At 69.1% G+C, this 17,565-nt stretch carries 17 protein-coding genes; 13 read left to right on the forward strand and 4 right to left on the reverse strand.

All coding sequences use genetic code 11. The features are described 5' to 3' along the window. Nucleotides 1-14: 14 nt before the first annotated feature. From ACFOY2_RS17370 to ACFOY2_RS17420, 11 genes are all read left to right on the forward strand, one after another. Nucleotides 15-1,631: an alpha-L-arabinofuranosidase C-terminal domain-containing protein gene (locus ACFOY2_RS17370; RefSeq protein ID WP_379529071.1), complete on the forward strand. Its 1,617-nt coding sequence runs from the start codon at nt 15-17 to the stop codon at nt 1,629-1,631. Then, nucleotides 1,628-3,460: a glycoside hydrolase family 2 protein gene (locus tag ACFOY2_RS17375; RefSeq protein ID WP_379529072.1), complete on the forward strand. Its 1,833-nt coding sequence runs from the start codon at nt 1,628-1,630 to the stop codon at nt 3,458-3,460. Before ACFOY2_RS17370 ends, ACFOY2_RS17375 begins: the two co-directional genes overlap by 4 nt. Nucleotides 3,461-3,822: 362 nt before the next feature. Next, the gene (locus ACFOY2_RS17380) at nt 3,823-4,740 is read left to right on the forward strand and encodes a glycoside hydrolase family 16 protein (RefSeq protein ID WP_379529073.1); all 918 of its coding nucleotides are present in this window, start codon (nt 3,823-3,825) and stop codon (nt 4,738-4,740) included. Between the two features lie 2 nt (nt 4,741-4,742). Then, the gene (locus ACFOY2_RS17385) at nt 4,743-4,985 is read left to right on the forward strand and encodes a hypothetical protein (RefSeq protein WP_379529321.1); all 243 of its coding nucleotides are present in this window, start codon (nt 4,743-4,745) and stop codon (nt 4,983-4,985) included. Nucleotides 4,986-5,047: 62 nt separating this feature from the next. After that, entirely contained in the window at nt 5,048-5,176 is a 129-nt protein-coding gene (locus tag ACFOY2_RS17390; RefSeq protein WP_379529074.1) for a hypothetical protein, read from the forward strand. 195 nt (nt 5,177-5,371) lie between these two features. Next, complete coding sequence (locus ACFOY2_RS17395) at nt 5,372-7,135, forward strand: alpha/beta fold hydrolase (RefSeq protein WP_379529075.1); 1,764 nt, start codon at nt 5,372-5,374, stop codon at nt 7,133-7,135. Between the two features lie 89 nt (nt 7,136-7,224). Further along, the gene (locus ACFOY2_RS17400; RefSeq protein ID WP_379529076.1) at nt 7,225-8,325 is read left to right on the forward strand and encodes a sensor histidine kinase; all 1,101 of its coding nucleotides are present in this window, start codon (nt 7,225-7,227) and stop codon (nt 8,323-8,325) included. Further along, nucleotides 8,322-8,999: a response regulator gene (locus tag ACFOY2_RS17405; RefSeq protein WP_379529077.1), complete on the forward strand. Its 678-nt coding sequence runs from the start codon at nt 8,322-8,324 to the stop codon at nt 8,997-8,999. Before ACFOY2_RS17400 ends, ACFOY2_RS17405 begins: the two co-directional genes overlap by 4 nt. Before the next feature lie 59 nt (nt 9,000-9,058). Further along, the gene (locus tag ACFOY2_RS17410) at nt 9,059-10,537 is read left to right on the forward strand and encodes a glycosyltransferase family 39 protein (RefSeq protein ID WP_379529078.1); all 1,479 of its coding nucleotides are present in this window, start codon (nt 9,059-9,061) and stop codon (nt 10,535-10,537) included. A 9-nt stretch (nt 10,538-10,546) separates the two neighbouring features. After that, on the forward strand, nt 10,547-11,248 hold the full coding sequence (locus ACFOY2_RS17415) for a polyprenol monophosphomannose synthase (protein WP_379529079.1): 702 nt from the start codon (nt 10,547-10,549) through the stop codon (nt 11,246-11,248). A 58-nt stretch (nt 11,249-11,306) separates the two neighbouring features. Then, entirely contained in the window at nt 11,307-11,930 is a 624-nt protein-coding gene (locus tag ACFOY2_RS17420) for a TetR/AcrR family transcriptional regulator (RefSeq protein WP_379529080.1), read from the forward strand. Nucleotides 11,931-11,973: 43 nt separating this feature from the next. Here the strand turns inward: ACFOY2_RS17420 and ACFOY2_RS17425 are convergent, their stop codons facing one another. Both ACFOY2_RS17425 and ACFOY2_RS17430 read right to left on the reverse strand, forming a co-directional pair. Beyond that, complete coding sequence (locus ACFOY2_RS17425; RefSeq protein ID WP_379529081.1) at nt 11,974-12,504, reverse strand: dihydrofolate reductase family protein; 531 nt, start codon at nt 12,502-12,504, stop codon at nt 11,974-11,976. A gap of 183 nt (nt 12,505-12,687) precedes the next feature. Beyond that, nucleotides 12,688-13,260 (reverse strand): dienelactone hydrolase family protein, encoded by a 573-nt coding sequence (locus ACFOY2_RS17430; protein WP_379529082.1) that lies wholly within the window; start codon nt 13,258-13,260, stop codon nt 12,688-12,690. A 135-nt stretch (nt 13,261-13,395) separates the two neighbouring features. Here ACFOY2_RS17430 and ACFOY2_RS17435 point away from each other — a divergent pair, with 135 nt between their 5' ends. Both ACFOY2_RS17435 and ACFOY2_RS17440 read left to right on the forward strand, forming a co-directional pair. Further along, a complete protein-coding gene (locus ACFOY2_RS17435) occupies nt 13,396-13,743 on the forward strand; it encodes a DoxX family protein (RefSeq protein ID WP_379529083.1) in 348 nt (115 codons plus the stop codon). 218 nt (nt 13,744-13,961) lie between these two features. After that, entirely contained in the window at nt 13,962-14,303 is a 342-nt protein-coding gene (locus ACFOY2_RS17440; protein WP_379529084.1) for a hypothetical protein, read from the forward strand. A gap of 450 nt (nt 14,304-14,753) precedes the next feature. On the opposite strand, the gene ACFOY2_RS17445 is transcribed toward ACFOY2_RS17440, so the two are convergent. Both ACFOY2_RS17445 and ACFOY2_RS17450 read right to left on the reverse strand, forming a co-directional pair. After that, complete coding sequence (locus ACFOY2_RS17445) at nt 14,754-15,545, reverse strand: hypothetical protein (RefSeq protein ID WP_379529085.1); 792 nt, start codon at nt 15,543-15,545, stop codon at nt 14,754-14,756. Continuing rightward, nucleotides 15,542-17,515: a hypothetical protein gene (locus ACFOY2_RS17450; RefSeq protein WP_379529086.1), complete on the reverse strand. Its 1,974-nt coding sequence runs from the start codon at nt 17,513-17,515 to the stop codon at nt 15,542-15,544. Before ACFOY2_RS17450 ends, ACFOY2_RS17445 begins: the two co-directional genes overlap by 4 nt. Between the last annotated feature and the right edge of the window lie 50 nt (nt 17,516-17,565).

Raw genomic sequence — 17,565 nt, forward strand, 5'->3', positions numbered from 1 at the left:
GCCGTGAGGCACTCGTGACGATCGACACCCGCCACCCGGCGGGCCGGATCGACGACGACGTCTACGGACATTTCCTGGAATCGGCGTTCTTCGGCAACATCGAGGGCGGCGTGTTCGACGAGGGCTCACCCCTGTCCGTCGCCGAGCCCGGCCTGCTCAACGGCGTCCGCACCGACGTGCTCGACCTGGTCCGCGAACTGGGCCCGGGGCCGATCCGCTGGCCGGGCGGCAACTTCACCTCCGCCTACCACTGGGAGGACGGCATCGGCCCGCGCGAGACGCGGCCGAGCCGGCTGGAACTGGCCTGGGGCGGGCAGGAGTCCAACCGCTTCGGCACCGACGAGTTCCTGGCCTGGTGCCAAGCGGCGGGCGCGGAGCCGTACCTGGTGCACTCCTGCAGGAACGTGGACGACGCCGTGCGCTGGGTCGAGTACACCAACTCCGCCCGCGCGACCACGCTCACCGGCCGCCGCGCCCAGAACGGGCGGGCCGAGCCGTGGAAGGTGCGCTACTGGGGCGTCGGCAACGAGGTCTACGGCCCGTGGCAGATGGGCCACCGCACGGCCGAGGAGTACGCCGCCGCCGCCCGCGAGCACGCCCGGTTCATGCGCCTGGTCGACCCCGAGATCCGCCTGATCGGCGTCGGCATCCCCTGGCAGCAGGAGCAGTGGACGCGCCCGCTGCTGGCCCGCGCGGGCAAGCTGCTGGACTACCTGTCCCTGCACCTGTACGGCGCGAGCACCCACCTGTGGACCGGCGACGACTATGACGCCATCGTGGCCCAGGCGCTGTACTTCGAGCGGGAGATCCACGCCTACTCCCAGCTCGTCACCGAACTCGCCGCCGAGGTGGGCCTGGAGCGCCCGCCCGCGCTCACGCTCGACGAGTGGACCATGCGCCACCTCGAACCCGAGGACTGGCCGCAGCCGCTGCCCGGCGACGACGGCGGCGTGGCCGCACGCGAGCTGCCCGAGGCGGGCGACGGTCCTGGACGCCGGGTGCGGGTCAACCGGTGGAGCCCCCGCACGGTCGCCGACCTGGTCTTCTGCGCCGGAGTGTTCCACGCCGTCCACCGCTCCGCCGGCCTGCCCGCGCCCGTGGCCATGGCCAACCCGGTCAACCTGGTCAACGCCAACGGCCTGGTGGTCGCCCGTCCCGGCGGAGCCCTGCGCTCGGCGATCTACCACGTCTGGCACCTCTACCGGCACCACACCGGCAGGACCGTGCTGCCGTCCGAGGTGGACGGCCCGGCCAGGACGGCCGCGGTCCGGCTCGGCGACACCTGGGGCCCGGACGGCCGGCTGCTCACCGCGCCCATGACCGTCCCGTACATCGACGTGTCGGCCACCCGCGCCGACGACGGCTCGGTGCGGGTGGCCGTCGTCAACCGGCACCGCGACGAGAACATCCGTGTACGGCTCGTCCTCGACGGCAGCGCCGGCGCCACCCCCGCCCGCGCGCACGTGCGCACCGTCGGCGGCGACGTCCCCGGCCTGGGCGCGGTCAACACGCTCGGCGCGCAGGACACGATCGCCGTGCGGGACCTGGGCGAGGTCGAGGCGAGCGGCGGGGCGTGGGACATCGCGGCCCACTCGGTGACCGTACTGACCCTTCTCGAGGAACTTTCGTGACCCACGCTTCCGACTACCCCCGACCCCTCCTCGTCCGCCCGCACTGGCAGGACCTGTGCGGCGAGTGGGGCTACGCGACCGACGACCAAGACCGCGGTCTGGCCGAGGGCCGGCACCGCGACGCCGGGGCCTTCACCCGCGCGATCACCGTGCCGTACCCGCCAGAGAGCGAGCTGTCCGGCATCCACGAGCCCGAGCCGCACCCGATCGTGTGGTACCGCCGCACGCTGCGCCTGGAGCGCGAGCCTGGGCCGGACGAGCGGCTCCTGCTGCACTTCGGGGCGGTGGACTACCGGGCGCGGGTGTGGTTCAACGGCGAGTACGCCGGCGAGCACGAGGGCGGTCACACGCCCTTCACCTTCGACGTCACCGAGGCCATCGTCCCCGGCGAAGAGCAGGTCGTGGTGGTCCGCGCGCAGGACGAGTGCGACGACGCGACCCAGCCGCGCGGCAAGCAGGACTGGCGCGGGGAGCCCCACGACATCTGGTACCACCGCACCACCGGCATCTGGCAGCCGGTCTGGGCGGAGGTCGTGCCCGGCCTGCATGTCCGCGGTCTGCACTGGACCCCCGACGTCCCCGGCGCGTCCGTCACCGTCGAGGTCGAGCTGTCCCGTCGGCCGGACCCCGCCGTGGACGTCCGCGTCGTCCTCAGCCTGGGCGAGGAGATCCTGGCGGACCAGAGGTGCCGCACCGACCGGCGGGACGGCCGCTGGACGATCGCCATCCCGGCAGCCCGGCACCAGATGGAGCAGGGCCGCCTGCTGTGGACGCCGGAGCGGCCGACCCTGCTGGCCGCCAGGGTCGAGGTGATCGGGGGCGACGGCTCGCCGATCGACGCGGTCACCTCCTACGTCGGCCTGCGCAGCGCCGGCATCAGGGACGGCCGTTTCCTCCTCAACGGCCAGCCGCGCTTTTTGCGCCTGGTCCTGGCCCAGAACTACTGGCCCCGCTCACACCTGGCCGCGCCTGACGCCGCCGCGCTGCGCCGGGAGGTCGAGCTGGCCAAGGAACTGGGGTTCAACGGCGTCAGGATCCACCAGAAGGTCGAGGACCCGCGTTTCCTGGCCTGGTGCGACCGGCTCGGCATGCTGGTGTGGAGTGAGATGCCCAGCGCGTACGAGTACGCGCCCCGCACCGTCGAGCGGCTGACCCGTGAATGGCTGGAGGTCGTGGCCCGCGACCGCAGCCATCCGTGCGTGGTGACGTGGGTGCCGTTCAACGAGAGCTGGGGCGTCTGGCACGGCGCGGACGTACCCGAGCAGCGGCATGCCACCGCCGCGCTCTACCACCTCACCAAGGCGCTTGACGGCACCCGGCCGGCGATCTCCAATGACGGGTGGGAGCACACGGAGAGCGACATCTGGGGACTGCACGACTACGCGCCGACCGGCGAGTCGATCCGCGAGCGCTACGCCGGCCCCGAGGCGCTGGGGCGCATCCTCGGCGACCGCCCGCCCGCGCGGCGCGTCGCCCTGCTCGGCGACCCGGTCCGGCGCGGGCAGCCGGTGGTGCTGTCCGAGATCGGCGGCACCAGCCTCCGCCCGGCACAGGACGAGCCCTGGCACGGGTACGGCACCGTCGGCTCCACCGAGGAACTGGCCGAGCGGTTCCGGCAGATCGTGGACGCGGTCCTGGACAATCCGGAGCTGGCCGGTCTGTGCTGGACCCAGCTGACGGACACCGAGCAGGAGAGCAACGGGCTGCTGACCGAGGACCGCGAGCCCAAGGTGGCCGCGGAGACCATCCGCCGCATCCTCACCCGCCCGGCCCGGTCGGCGCCCGCCGAGGCCATCGACGCGGCCCGCCGCGCGGCCAGGGACCGCTAGGTGACCGGTGCGCGATCCGTCGGGGACTCGGATCAGCTCCGGTGGGGGAGATCGTGCGGGGCCGGCGTCCGGTATCGGCCGGGCGCCACACCGAAGGTTCGACAGAACGCGCGGGAGAAGGCGAACTCCGAAACAGGGCCTGGATTTCCATTCCAGAAGTTCTGTTCGGCTTGACCGCAGGTAAGCGCTCGGTAGCTCCGTGCTCGTCAGGTGGTGCGCTGCGAAGATCGGTATTCTGGAAGAAATTTCCTGAACCGGGCAAGTACGGGCCCTTTCGCGATCGTCCATGTCGGATTGGGTGCAGCGTGCTGAGCAGCCGCGCGGTACTGCCGGGGCGCAGGGGTCACGTCCAGGGAGGAAACATGTCCGAGCACGACATCAATCGGCGTCGGCTACTGACCGCGGCCGGCGGCCTGTCTCTGGGGCTGGCGGCCGTCCCGGCCGGCGCGCAGGCCGCGTCCTTATCCGGGGCCCGCACCAGCCGCAGCGCCGTGACGTGGGAGAACATCATCGAGAAGTCGTCCTTCGACAGTTGGACGGCTTTCAACCAGGAGTGGAATCACCTTTATCCCTGGGACGGCGACGCCGACACCCACAACGGCGCCGCCCGGATGCACGCCAGTCAGGTGTCGCTCTCCCAGGGGGTGCTGACCCTGACGGCGACCCGGCTGTCCTCGGCGGACGGCACCAGCCCGCACCAGCCGCACGCCCCTGTGTGGTATCGCTCCGGAGCCATCCACGCCAAGGAGCAGATCGTCGTCAACGACCAGTTCCCCGAGTACGACATTGAGGGCGAGTTCAGCGCGCAGACCGGGCTGGGCATCTGGCCGGCGTTCTGGACGACCGGAACCTGGCCGGAGTGGCCGCCGGAGAGCGACATTCTGGAGTTTGTGGGGAACTCGACCAACCTCTTCAACACCTGGAACAAGACATCCAGCGGCGACGACGGCGAAGAGGAGGGGCAGGACCACTTCGTCACGCGAGCGCCGGTTCCCGTCGTGAACTCCATCGGCTGGCACAAGTACCGTGTCTGGCTGTACAAGGAGGGCGACGACGTCATGCTCGACTACTACTTCGACGGCGACTGGGTGGCGACCCACCGCGGGAAGGGCTGGGCCGGCATCCCGCAGAGGCTCATCATCAATCTGCAGATGGGCTCGTACGCGTCCGAGCTGAGCGGGCCCGGCGATGACGGTTGGGACGAGCAGTTGCCGGGGCCTGCCGGCGACACCCACCTCCGCGCTCGCAACGTGTGGGTCGGCCGCACGCGCGTTTGGTGACCATGGGACCTGCGGGCGAGAGCCGAACAACGGACCGGCAACCAGGTGAAGCGCCAGGCATCATCGCCCGCATCCGCACGATGCGCTCTTCCTTTGTCGTGCGCTTCTGCCAGCGGCTCGGCCTGCGCGGCTACCAGGCCCTGAAGCTGGCGATCGCCAGTGAGGTCGGTGCCGGCAACAGCTCGGCCGCGCCACGCATCCAGGCAGAAGACAGTCCGCCGGGTGTTTTGCCCGGTCCCCGCTGACGTCCGTCGCCGACGCGGTGTTGGTGGCGGGAGGTCGGGAGGCCTCGTTCCGCGTTGAGGCGATGGCCAGCCGGATCGCTCACCTGTCGTTGTTGGACGCGATCTTCGTCTGCCTGGCGATGCGCCGGCCATCTGCGGCCTCCGTTGCCCTGGAACTGACCGGTGTCGTGCTGGCGGAGCACCGCTTCTGAGTACTGGCGCAGGAGCGCCTCCCCGTGCTCTGGCCAGGAGAAGTTCTTTTTCTTGAGGAGCTTTCCCAACACCACGCCGGCGTTGTCCGGGTCGGGTTCGGTCAGAAGCCTGATGCCTGTCTGGGAGCAGGGTCCCAGCGTGGAATCCTCCGGCAGGCCGATGGAACCCGCGACGAGGCGGGCCAGGCTGGAGGCATGATCGTCAAAGCTCTGGGACCGGTACTCGCCGCAGCCCTGTTTCCCGGCACCCCAGCCCCTCCGACCGACCTGCATGAGTGCGCGACCGCGACCACACGTTGCGACGGCACCATCGAGGTCCCCCTCAATTGGGACAACCCCTCCTCCGAACGCATCTCTGTGGCCTTCACCTTCATCCCGGCCAAGGACGCCGACGGCACGGTGGCGGCCAACCGCGGCGGGCCGCAACCGGCCCTTCCGGAGATACCCGTGATCCAGCAAACTCTCGGGCCCGTCCTTGACCAGAAGAACCTCCTGGTCATGGATCCGCGCGGGATGGGAAAGTCCTCGCCGCTGCTGTGCCCGGGAGCCGACCCCTTCAAGCCGGCGACCATCGCGGCCTGCGCCAAGAGCGTGGGTCCGCGGGGCGCCTATTTCACCGCTGACCAGGCTTCGCACGATCTCGACGCGGTACGGCGAGCGCTCGGCCTGGGCAAGATGAGCTACTTCGGCAACTCCTACGGCACCCTGTATGCCCAGGCGTACGCGGCCCGGTACCCGAAGAGCCTGGACGCGATCTTCCTGGACAGCTCCATGGTCATCGGTCGCGACGGGTACGCCGAGCAGGAGTTCGACGCCCGGCTCGACTATCTCGATCTCATCTGCGGGCGGTCGAAGGCGTGCGACGCGCTGCCGGGCAAAGCCTCCGGCATCTGGACGAGGCTGGTGGACCGGTTGCGAAAGCAGCCCGACCCGGAGGTGACGTTACACCAGGCACTCACGCTACGTGAGCCGGCCGAAGCGGTGGTCGGCCGGGAGAATGTCGCGGCCGCGCACGCCTACCTCAACGGTGACCCGGCTCCACTACGCCGTCTGGCCCGGCTGACTCCCAAGACCATCCCGCCGTTCAACCCTCCCTGGCTTGCGGGCCATGTGGCCTTCCGTTGCGGCGACGGTTCCTTCCCCTTCGACCGGTTGGCATCGGCGGCAGAGCGTCAAGCGCAGGCCGAGCGGTACTACGAGCGGGAACGTCCGATGGCGCCCTACCAGCCCACCGACGTCTTCCCCACCGAGGCGGTCGCCAGCCAGGAGTGGTGTGTCAACTGGCCGACGCCGCGACACAGCCCACCGCGCCCGCCAGGACAGGTGCTGCCCGACATTCCCGTCCTGGTGGTGGCAGGGGACTTCGACCTCAACCGCCCCGCGGAGGTGGCGCGTTCGCTTCGGGTCTTCCCGAACGCGACCGTCATCCGGATTCCGTTCGGGATCCACGCGCAGTCCCTTTTCCCGTCGCCGATGGGGGAGTGCGTGCGTGGCATGCTGCGTACCTTCCTGACCACCAAGCGGGTGGTCGACCAGAAATGCACCGGCGAAAACTACCGCGCCGTCGGCGCGTTCCCGCAAAAGCTCACAGACGTGGCGCCGCACCCGTCCCGCAAGCTCAGCACCGGCCAGCGGCGGATCCTCGCGGCCACCTTCGCCACCGCCGCCGACGCCACCGCCCGCCGCAATCCGCACGCCTTCTACTCCTTCGGGCGGCCGAACGAGCCGGGGCTGCGCGGCGGCCAGGTCACCTTCGGCCAGGGCATCACCCTCGACAGCGTGCGGTTCGTGCGCGACCTGCGGGTCAGCGGACCCATCAAGCTCACCCCGGACGGCCACGCCACCGCCACGCTCCGCGCCGAGACCGGAGGGCGTACCCACGAGGTGACGCTGACCTGGACGGCATTCTCCACCCGCCCATCCCTGTCGGGCACCTTCGACGGCGTCCCCTTCGCGTAAGAGCTGGGCGCGCGTCTCTGACCGTGGGGAGATGGCGGGTACCACTCTGGGTGGATGTGTGTGGAACTGGCGGTTTCTACGATGGGCGGGTGGTGGTGACTCCCCGCCGGCTGTTGCCGGCCGGCCTCGGGCTGCTGATACTGCTGATCGGGCTGTCGTGGGCGCAAACGATCATGCGGGGCTGCGATTCCGTGTGGCCGTTCGCCGGAGGGGGCGCCTTCGTCGTTCTCTGTCTCGTCATCGTGCGTACGGTGTCGCGCCGTTCCGCCGAGGTGGCCGGTCTCCTGGCTCCAGCGGCCATAGCGGCGCTGACAGGGCTCGCGGTCAACAGCATCGGCTGGTTCGTCCTGGTGCTCTACAGCTTGTTCGTCGCGTTGACCATGCGACTCTGGCCGGGCATCGTCATGTGGCTCGCCTCGCTTTCCGTGGTGGTCGCGGCGGCGTTCACCTCGCCGGACCCCGGATGGCCGAACTGGCTGGCCGCCGTGACGCTTGTCTTCTGGGGCGGATGGGCCGCGCGTTACCGCATTGAGGTGGGAGAGCGGCTGCACCACGCGGAGAGCGCCGCCACCGCTGCCGCCGCTCTGGCCGAGCGGCAGCGGCTCGCCGCCGATCTGCACGACATCGTCGCGCACACGCTCGCCGTGACGGTCCTGCATCTGGGGGGTGCACGGCTGGCGATCGAGCACGATCCCAAGGAAGCCGCGGCGGGGATCGCCGAGGCCGAGCGCCTTGCCCGGCAGAGCATGGCGGAGCTGCGGAAGGTGGTTCGTGTTCTCGCGGAAGAAGGCTCCGATCCTGCCGTGGTCGCCCCCCAGCCCACCGCGCCCCGGCTACCCGAGCTGTTCGAGGAATACCGGACGGCGGGTCTGGAACTCGAGTCGAGCGTCGACGGCGAGCTGACGGCGGTGAGCCCGACGACCGGGATGGTGCTCTACCGGCTGGTTCAAGAGGCACTGGCCAACGCGAGCCGCCACGCGCCACGGGGCTCCGTCGAGGTACGGCTGCGCGTATCGGAGGAAGGCGCTGTGCGGGCCACGGTCACCAATCCCTTGCCTGACCGCCCACCTCGGCACAATGGCGGCATGGGACTTCGCGCGATGGCCGACAGAGTGCGCATGGTCGGCGGCCACGTCACCGCCGGCCCCGAGGACGACCGGTGGGTCGTGCGGACGGAGCTGCCGGCATGATCTCGGTGGTGCTCGTCGACGACCAGGAACTGGCCAGGGCGGGGCTGCGAACGATCCTTCGCCAGCCGTACGGATTCGACGTGGTCGGCGAAGCGGCCGACGGCCAGGCCGCGCTGGCGGAGGTCGCGCGTGTCCGGCCCGACGCCGTGGTCATGGACATCCGCATGCCGCGGATGGACGGGGTCGAGGCCACCCGTGCTCTCCTGGCCGCGGATCCGGCGTCCCGCATCCTGGTGCTGACCACGTTCGGCGAGGACAGCGTGCTCGCGGCCGCTCTGCGGGCCGGCGCGTCAGGATTCTGCCTCAAGGACGCTCCGGCCGAGGACATCCAGCGGGCCGTCCGGGCGGTGGCGGCAGGCGACGGCTGGCTGGACCCCGCTGTCTGCGGGCGGGTCCTGCGGCGTTATCGCGCGGATCCGGTGACCGACCCCGACGCGGTCCGGCGGCTCGACGACCTCACCTCTCGCGAGCTCGACGTGCTCAAGCTCATCGGACGAGGGCTCACGAACGCCGAGATCGCCCGTCATCTCGTGATCGGCGAGGGCACGATCAAAACCCACGTCGGCCGGATCTTCACGAAGCTGGCGGTGCGCGACCGGGCCGCGGCGGTCGTCTTCGCCTTCGACCACGGCGTGGTCCGCCCTGGGGAGCCGCCGCCTATGCCTGGGGTCTGACTCCACGTTCTGTTCCCCGCCAGACGACAGGCGGCGGCGCCATCGGAAACCGTGGAGGCATGCTTGTCCAAACCCCCCGTTCTCGGATCACCGCTTCCTCGCTCCCGGCGCTCGCCTGGCGGACCACCGGTCCCATCGCGGGCGTCGTCGTGGTCACCTTGCTGCTGCTGAGCCCGTGGTACGGCTACCACCGCGACGAGCTCTACTTCCGCATGCTCGGTCACTCTCCCGCCTGGGGGTACTTCGACCAGCCTCCGCTGACCCCGCTCCTGGCGCGGCTGTCCACGGAGCTGTTCGGGGACACCATCACCGGGCTGCGGGTCGTCCCCGCGCTGTGCGCAGGACTGCTGATCCTCATCGGCGCCGCGATCACGCGGGAGCTCGGCGGTCGGAGAAACGCGCAGACGCTCGCCGCCGCCGGCCTCGGCGCCGGGATGTTCCCCCTGGTCGCAGGGCACACCCTGCTGACCCAATCGGCCGACTTCGTGTTCTGGACGGCCTGCATGCTCTTCGTGCTGCGTGCCCTGCTGCGCGGCGACGGGCGGTGGTGGGTGGCGGCCGGCGCCATCGCGGGGGCCGCCACGTTCAACAAACACCTCATCGTCCTGCTGATCACAGGACTGGCCACCGGCCTGCTCATCACCGTCGGCATGGCGGTGAAGGGGCCGCGTGCCGTCTTCGGTGACAGGTGGTTCTGGTCCGGGGCGTTCCTGGCCGCCGTCATCGCCTCTCCGAACCTGCTCTACCAGGCCGCCAACGGCTGGCCTCAGCTCACCATGGCTGCCACGCTCAGCGAACCCGTGAATCGGATCATGTTCGTGCCCATGCTGGTGGCGCTGCTCAGCATGGGAGCTTTCGTGATCGCCGTCGTCGGGTGGCTCTGGCTGCGCGGGCGGCAGGAGACCCGGCCACTGGCGATCGCGGCCCTGGTGACGATCCTGCTCGGCTGGGCGTCAGGAGGACGGGCGGACTACGTCGCCGGGAGCCTGATCTTCGCCTTCGTGGCCGGCTGCGTGCCCGCCGCCGCGTGGATGGACAGCCGGGCCGCCCGGCGTCGAGCGGCGTGGTGGGGGCTGCTCGGCACCTCGGTCATCGGGATCGTCGTGGCGTTGCCCCTGCTCCCGCTGCCGGCGCTCGGTTACTCGCCCAACGAGGTGTCCAGGGAGTCGGTGGGCTGGCCGCGCTTCGTCGCCCAGGTGGCCGGGGTGCACCGGGCGCTGCCGTCGGGGACGATCGTGCTCACCTCGAACTACGGCGAGGCCGGCGCGCTGAACCGGTTCGCGCCGGCCATTCCCGTCTACAGCGGCCACAACGAGCTGTGGTACCAAGGCCCACCGCCGGAAACGGCCCGGACGGTCGTCGCCGTGGGGTTGCCGCCGGAGCGTTTGCGGCTGCGCTTCGCGCGCTGCGAATCCGCAGGGGTCGTCGACCACGGCACCGGAGTCGCGAACGAGGAGCAGGGCCTGCCCATCACGGTCTGCTCCGGACCGCGCACATCCTGGACGACCGCCTGGCCCGACTTTCGGCACGCGAGCTGAGGAGCGGTCATGAGCACCGTCTTGGTCATCACGCCGACCTACAACGAACGAGACACCCTCCCGGGCGTCGTCGCCAGGATCCGCGCGGCCGTGCCCGCCGCCCACATCCTCGTCGTCGACGACAACAGCCCGGACGGGACCGGCCTGATCGCGGACAGGCTCGCGTCCGAACTCGACGGCGTGCACGTCCTGCATCGGGAGCGCAAGCAAGGGCTGGGCGCCGCGTACCTGGCGGGCTTCCGCTGGGGACTCGCCCGGGGGTTCGACCTGCTGGCGGAGATCGACGCCGACGGCTCGCACCCTCCTGAGCGGCTCCCTGCCCTGCTGAACGCGGCGGAGCGGGCCGACCTCGTCATCGGCTCACGCTGGGTGCCCGGCGGCCGGGTGGTGAACTGGCCGAGGAAACGGGAGCTGCTCTCACGACTCGCCAACCGTTACGTACGGCTGATGCTCCGGCTTCCCGTCGCCGACGCCACGGGCGGGTTCCGCGTCTACCGGGCCGCCGCACTCGAAAAGATCCTGCTCGGAGGTGTGGAGTCGCGGGGTTACTGCTTCCAGGTGGACCTCACGCTGCGAGCCGTACGTCACGGATACGCGGTGGCGGAGGTGCCGATCACCTTCGTCGACCGGACGAGCGGGACGAGCAAGATGAGCGTCGGCGTCCTCTTCGAGGCGCTCCGGCGGGTGACCGTTTGGGCGGTCGTGCGCTGAGGAACTCGCTCCTGGAGGAGTTTTTTGTAGTGTGACTATAAAGTGATACTTTAAATCAATGCCTGACGTCAAGAACCCCAAAGGACGCTCCGCGCAGACCAAAGGCCGCATCGTGCAGGCCGCGTACGAGCTGTTCGTGGTGCGGGGATACGCCGGGACGACCTTCCAGCAGGTCGCCGACACGGCCGAGGTGTCGGTGCAGACGGTGTACTTCCACTACGGGAGCAAGAGCCGGCTACTCAAACACGTGGTCGACGCCGCGTCCGCCGGAGACGACGAGCCCGTGCCGCTTTTGGACCGGCCCTGGTTCGCGGCCCTGCGGGCGGAGCAGGACCCGGTGGCCGTCATCCGGGGGTGGACCCACGCGAGCGGCGTCATCCTCGGCCGGGTCGCCCCCGTGCTGGCGGTCGTCCGCGACGCGGCAGCCGTCGACGCCGACATGGCCGCCCAATGGGCGGCCAACAGCGAGCAGCGGCAGACCGCGCACGGGGCGTTCGTCGCCATCCTGTCCGGGCTGCGTGCCTTGCGGCCCGGCCTGACCAAACGGCGGGCCACCGACATCACCGTCGGGCTGCTGTCGCCGGACCTGTTTCTCGTGATGATCCGCGAATGCGGATGGACGACCGGGCAGTGGGAGAGCTGGGCCGCGGACCAACTGGCGCACGCCCTGCTGCCGCACTGACGATCCAGGACCTTTCCACCGCCGTTGTGACGTGTCCGCCAGTTCAGCTCGAACCGACACCGCGGTCTTCGCGCCGCATGTCCCCGGCACCGGGAGTGCCAGCGCCCAGGCCGTAACGCAGGAGCACAGCGCCTTTGGACGAGGTGACGGGCGGCTCGCGGAGCACCAGGTTGGCAGGCACCGCGCCGCCGTCGAACACCTTCTTGCCGACGCCGAGCACGATGGGGAAGATCCACAGGTCGAGGCGGTCGAAGAGGCGCTCGCGCAGGAGGGTCTGCACCAGGTTCAGGCTTCCGATCACGTGGACGTGCTCATGCCTGTCACGCAACTCGTGCACCGCGCTCACCAGATCGGGCCCCACCCGCGTCGAGCCCGCCCAGCCCAGATCCGGGTTGCCGCGCGAGGCGACGTACTTCGGGATGCTGTTGAACAGCGTGGCGATCCCGCCGTCGACGCCGTCGGCCTGGTCCGGCCAGAACGCGGCGAAGATGTCGTAGGTCCTGCGGCCCAGCAGCAGGGCGTCCATGCCCTCCATACCGGCGCCGACGTGCCGGCCGACCGTCTCGTCGAACAAGGGCGCCTGTCATCCCCCGAACGGAAAGCCGTCGGGGTCCTCCTCGGGCTCACCCGGCGCCTGGCCAACCAGGTCAAGCGTCGCGAACAGGTCGATGTGGATCGTGCCCATGGTGTCCTCCTGCTTGTGTGCCGGCACGAACATAGACCGGCGTCCGGGCACAAACTCATCGAACGACCACGACTACAGGGTGTCGACGAAGTCCAGTGCGATGGCCCAGGCGCGCTCGGCGGCCGGGGCGTTGTAGTCGGGCAGGTCAGGGTCGGTGAACAGGTGGCCGACGCCCGGATAGCGGAAGACCTCCACCTCGGCCCGCGCCCGGCGCAGCTGGATGTACCAGGCGTTCAACCAGTCGGCGGGTTCGTTGGTGTCGGGGTCGGCCACGTGAAGCTGGACAGGCAGGTCATCGGCCGAGACACCCTCGGCCATGTCGGAGGTGCCGTGCATCAGCAGCAGCCCTCGAGCCCGCTCGTCGCCCAAGGCGAGGTTCTGCGCGATCGCCGCGCCGAGTGAGAAGCCCGCGTACACCAGACCGTCGGCGGGCAACCGGGCAGCCGCGGCCACGGCCCGCTTCAGCAACTCCTCCCGGCCGATCTCCTCCTTGATCGCGATCCCCTCCTCGGGCGTGTCAACGACTCGGCCGTCGTACAGATCGGGGACGTGCACCTCGTGGCCGGCCGTCCGGAACCGGTCGGCGGCCTGGTGGACGGCGGGCCGCAGGCCGTACATCGAGTGCAAGAGGAGAATCCGTGCCATGCGCGCAGCTTAGCCAGCGTTCGCGGTCGTGGTGGTTCCACCATGGCCGCGCATCGTGAACGCATCGCGAAGCTATCAACCGGGCCTCGCAGGATTGGCGTCACAAGAAAGCACCAGTTCAAGGGAGCGTCCCTCATGTCCGCCACCGCTACCGTCGCCACCGTCCTGGCCGCCCTCTGGGTGGGTTTCTCCGCCTTCTCCCTTCTTCGCCGCGCCGAGTGGGTCGTGACGCCGCTGACGGACTACGGCGTCCCCCGCTCGTGGTGGACCTGGCTCGGCGCCGCCAAGGCCGCAGGGTCCGCAGGACTGCTGGCCGGGCTGTTCGTGCCGGTCGTCGGCGTCCTGGCCGGGATCGGCCTGGTCCTGTACTTCACCGGAGCCGTCGTCACCGTGCTCCGGGCGCGCTCGTACTCGACCGTCGTCTTCCCTCTCCTGTACATGGGCCCGGTGATCGCCGCCCTGGTGCTGGGATACGTCGCCTGACCGCAGCGCGGATCTCCGGTCGGCGAGTTGGTCTACATCCCAAGTTTCGCTCGAAGGCTGGTGGGACCTCGTTGATCGTTTATGACGAACGACGTAGAGGCATTTCTCGCCGCCCTGATCAACCACGTCGCCGCGTGAGCCCTCAATAGAGTAATGTTCGCCTCGATATGAGAATTGGTGGAAGTGTAGGTGTAGGTCCATTCCGGGCGAGCGCTCGCGTGAGTTCGCGTGACGCGGCCGGTGGCTGTGCGGGCATCATGGTCATCGGGCTGGTCGTACTTTTCGCGATCTGGCCACACATGTTGTTCACTTCGATGGCCCGCGAGCTGCATCTAGGCGCCTTCGCCGAATCCGGGCTGGCATGGGGTGCCGAAGCCCTGTGGATCGAATTCCTGTTCGTGCTGATGATCGCCGCGAATGGCGGCGGCTCTTTCCTTCGAACTCTTTATCTGGGAGAGCCGGGCCGGGGAGCAGGAGCGCGAATGCTTCGGTGCTGCGCGGTCGCGGTGCTCCCTGCCACCCTTGCGGCGACGACGGCGATGGCCGTTACAGGCCAGTAAGGTCTTCCTGAACAGGCATTCCCGTCCTCAGCTCCGACAATCGCGCAGAGCCCGACGCGAAAAGCGATCACGCCGCCCCCGGGAGTTCCAGATGAGGCCCAGGGAGCCGACGTGGTCCGCCTTCTCAGAGGAAATGGCGTGCGCGTGCGGCTCCAGGAAACCGGCGTCTGTGCACCGAAAGGTCAGGAACGTTATGCGAGCGAGTCCACGGCGTCGCTGAGGGCCGTTCTCTCTCCCGGTGCACGCGTCTGACTCGCGGAGAACTCCGACGGCGACCGTTGCCCTCAGTGTTTCTTTGCGACGACCATGTGGGTTCACTGGTGAATGGGCAGGCCATTACCTATGGCATTACCCGAATTGTGCGGTTCGGTGATTGTGGGGGTTTCGTCGAGCGGGAGGAGCGCGCGACGGTCGCCAAATTGGCATGTGGTCCGCCACCGCGTAGCCACGCTAGGCTCGTACTCCCGCGTCACGCAGGGCTGTGAAGAGTGCTCGTAACGCTCCGACGTTCGAGCACTGCCAGACGAGATCGATGTCCGGCCCGGTGACGGTAAGACGGCCGTACTCGACAATGGGCAACTCTCGGTTGTCCTTGAAACGTCTGTCGGGCCCGCCGTTTTTGTTGACATAGAGCCATGTGCTGCCGATGATTCGCGTGTCGGACGGCACCTGCTCGTCCTCCACCGTTCGCGTGCATGCGAACCCAGCGTGCAACGCCCGATAGGGCAGGCTGAGAGTCTGACCGCCGCCTTGCAGCAGGACCGTGTCGGGAAAGAGATGCAGCCGGAAGCCCTTCACCCGTACCGTGGGTACGGGAACGTTGGCGATGAGCGCCTTCGGACCGGTCAGGTGTGGGTGCGCGGCCTCGCGTCGGAATAGTGCGGAGGCACCGGCGTTGGTCTTGCGCTGGTGATCGTTCGTTACGGCCTGCTCGTGGGCGACGAGCCACAAGCGCTGCGCCTGCTGAAGACCTCTCATGGCGTCGACCACCTCGCGAAATGCGGGTGGGACGCGCTGAGGGTCGTAGTGGACGGTGACCTTGGCGCGGCGGCGGTCGAGTAGCCCGATCAGCAGGGTCACCGGTAGTCCGACAGCGTTGACGAGCAGGCCACGCTCCATGAGGGCGAGCGAGACCACCTCAGTGACCAGGAGGGCGACGGGCCACCATCGCCAACGGGTGGCGGCCTGACGTAGCCGCAGGGCGACGTCGTCCGCCGGAACTGCTGGAAGGCTGCTACTCATGTGCTCACCGTGCCGAGCAGTACCCTGCGTAGAAAGCGCCCGTACGAGACGTGCCGGTACGCCTGTAGTTCCCTGAGCAGGTCCTGCTCCTCCTGGATAAGTGCCTGGTGTCGCATCCGCTCCTCCGAGATGCGCCGGTTGATGTCCTGCGCCGCGAGGGTCGCGCTCCGGGTTCGCAGGTTGTGTTTGTCGGTCCGTTGCTTCATTTCCTGAGCCTGTTTCTGGGCGAGGGCGACGCGATGGGAAGCCCTGTCCTGTCGTACGGCGTCGCGCTGAACCTCGATGCGCCGGCGCTCGGCGGCCCACCTCGCTTCGATCTGCTGGAACTTGGTCTGCGGCAGGGCGGTTGGCAAGCCGGGCTGCCGCATGGCGCGGTCGAGATGCGCCCTGCGCCATTCGCGTAACGCCACGGCGCGAGTCTCGCCCACGCCGTGCACATGGACGGACCGGCCGTGAGCGAGAACGATGTGCACCTCAGGACGCTGACCGTAGCCGCCGGCCGTGTAGACCACGTCTGTGAAATCGGCGGGCGTGGTGATGCCGTGAGCCCGAAGGCTGGCCACGGTGCCCTCACCGATGCCGGTGACATGGCCGGATCGCAGGACGAAGCGCTTGAGATAGGAGATCACGAACTCCTGCTGCAACAGCGCCAGAGCGTCATTGATCTCCTCTCTTTCCTTGGCCGATACCGACATGATGTGCGCGTTGAACGGACTCAATCGCTCCGTTGTCGTCCGGTCGAACGCGTCGAGCTCATGACGCTGGCGTTGCCGCAGATCCTGCATCTCCTTGGAGCTGGCCTGCGCCTGTCGCGAGTCGTCCGCCTGCTGCCGGTCGCGCTCCTTCTCGAGGCTCGCCGTCGTCTTGGCCGCCACGTTGGTGTGCCGGTGGGCCTGGCGGTGCTGGTCCGCGATTGCCTTACGAATCTTGTGCTCCGGTAGGAAGGCATAGGTGGCCCTGCTGGACAGGAGCGCGAGAGCGAGGCCGAGCGTCGCCATCACGCACGCGGCCAGGCCGGTTACGGCGATCATCACCGCTGACAGAGCGGTCGCGATACCCAGCCCAAGCATGGTGAGGCGCGTCCACCGCACCAGCCGGTGGTGATCGCCTAGCGGCACGGGAACCGGCGGCGGTGGCGATACCCGAGTCACGTGCCCCGCCATCCACGGCGGCAGGCCTGGCTGAGCGGGTGCCGGTTTGCTTGGGGCCGGGACAGAGATCTCCGGCAGCGGGATGAGGTCAGGCAACGCTGACAGCGGCCGGGTGGCGAGATCGGCGACCTGCGTGGCCAGCCGGCCGATGTCGGGGACGTGGTGCCGCATCAGCGCCGCCATCCTGGTGGACGTCGAGACGTCGGCGAAGTCGGCGTCCGTGAGCAGGAGATGTTCGCCGCCCGGCTCGTGCAGGGTGTGCCAGAGCGTCACGTCCATAGAGATGGCGACCAGAGAAAAGTAGATCAGCCAGTTGGAGAAGCGGTCCAGGTCGGGCCCGAATCCCGCATTGGCGCGGCCCGGGGGCTGGTAGTGGCGATGGCCATGCTCTGTGGCGGGCATGCCCGCGAGAGCGGGGACGTACATGCCGTCGTAGTCGACGAGCTTCAGGGAGCCGTTGGGGGTGACGAGCAGATTGCCGTGCTGAAGGTCGCCGTGGGCGATCCCGGCCCTGGCCAGATCATCGACCATTTCGGCGAAATGGCGGGCCAGGGTGAGCAGAGCTTCGCGGTCGCCGAGATGGCCCTCGATCCAGCGGATCAGGCTGACGGCCTCCACCCATTCCATACGGAGGATGGGATACGACTCCCCGCTCACCATGATGCCCGTGGGTTGGTAATCAAAGCCGATCTTCCAGCGGTGTGGCAGCGTTCGGAGGTGGTCGCTTACCGCGCGGTATCTCTTCTCCTGATCAGGGATGTTCCTGGTAAAACACTTGACGGCATACCGCTTGCCCGCCGCCGTGGTCACCGAGAACACGCTGGCGAAGTTGCCGGAGATCGCTTTGGGCCGGCCGAGGGAATCGGTCT

This window comes from Nonomuraea purpurea, assembly GCF_042650645.1.
GTDB classification, from domain to species: domain Bacteria; phylum Actinomycetota; class Actinomycetes; order Streptosporangiales; family Streptosporangiaceae; genus Nonomuraea; species Nonomuraea purpurea.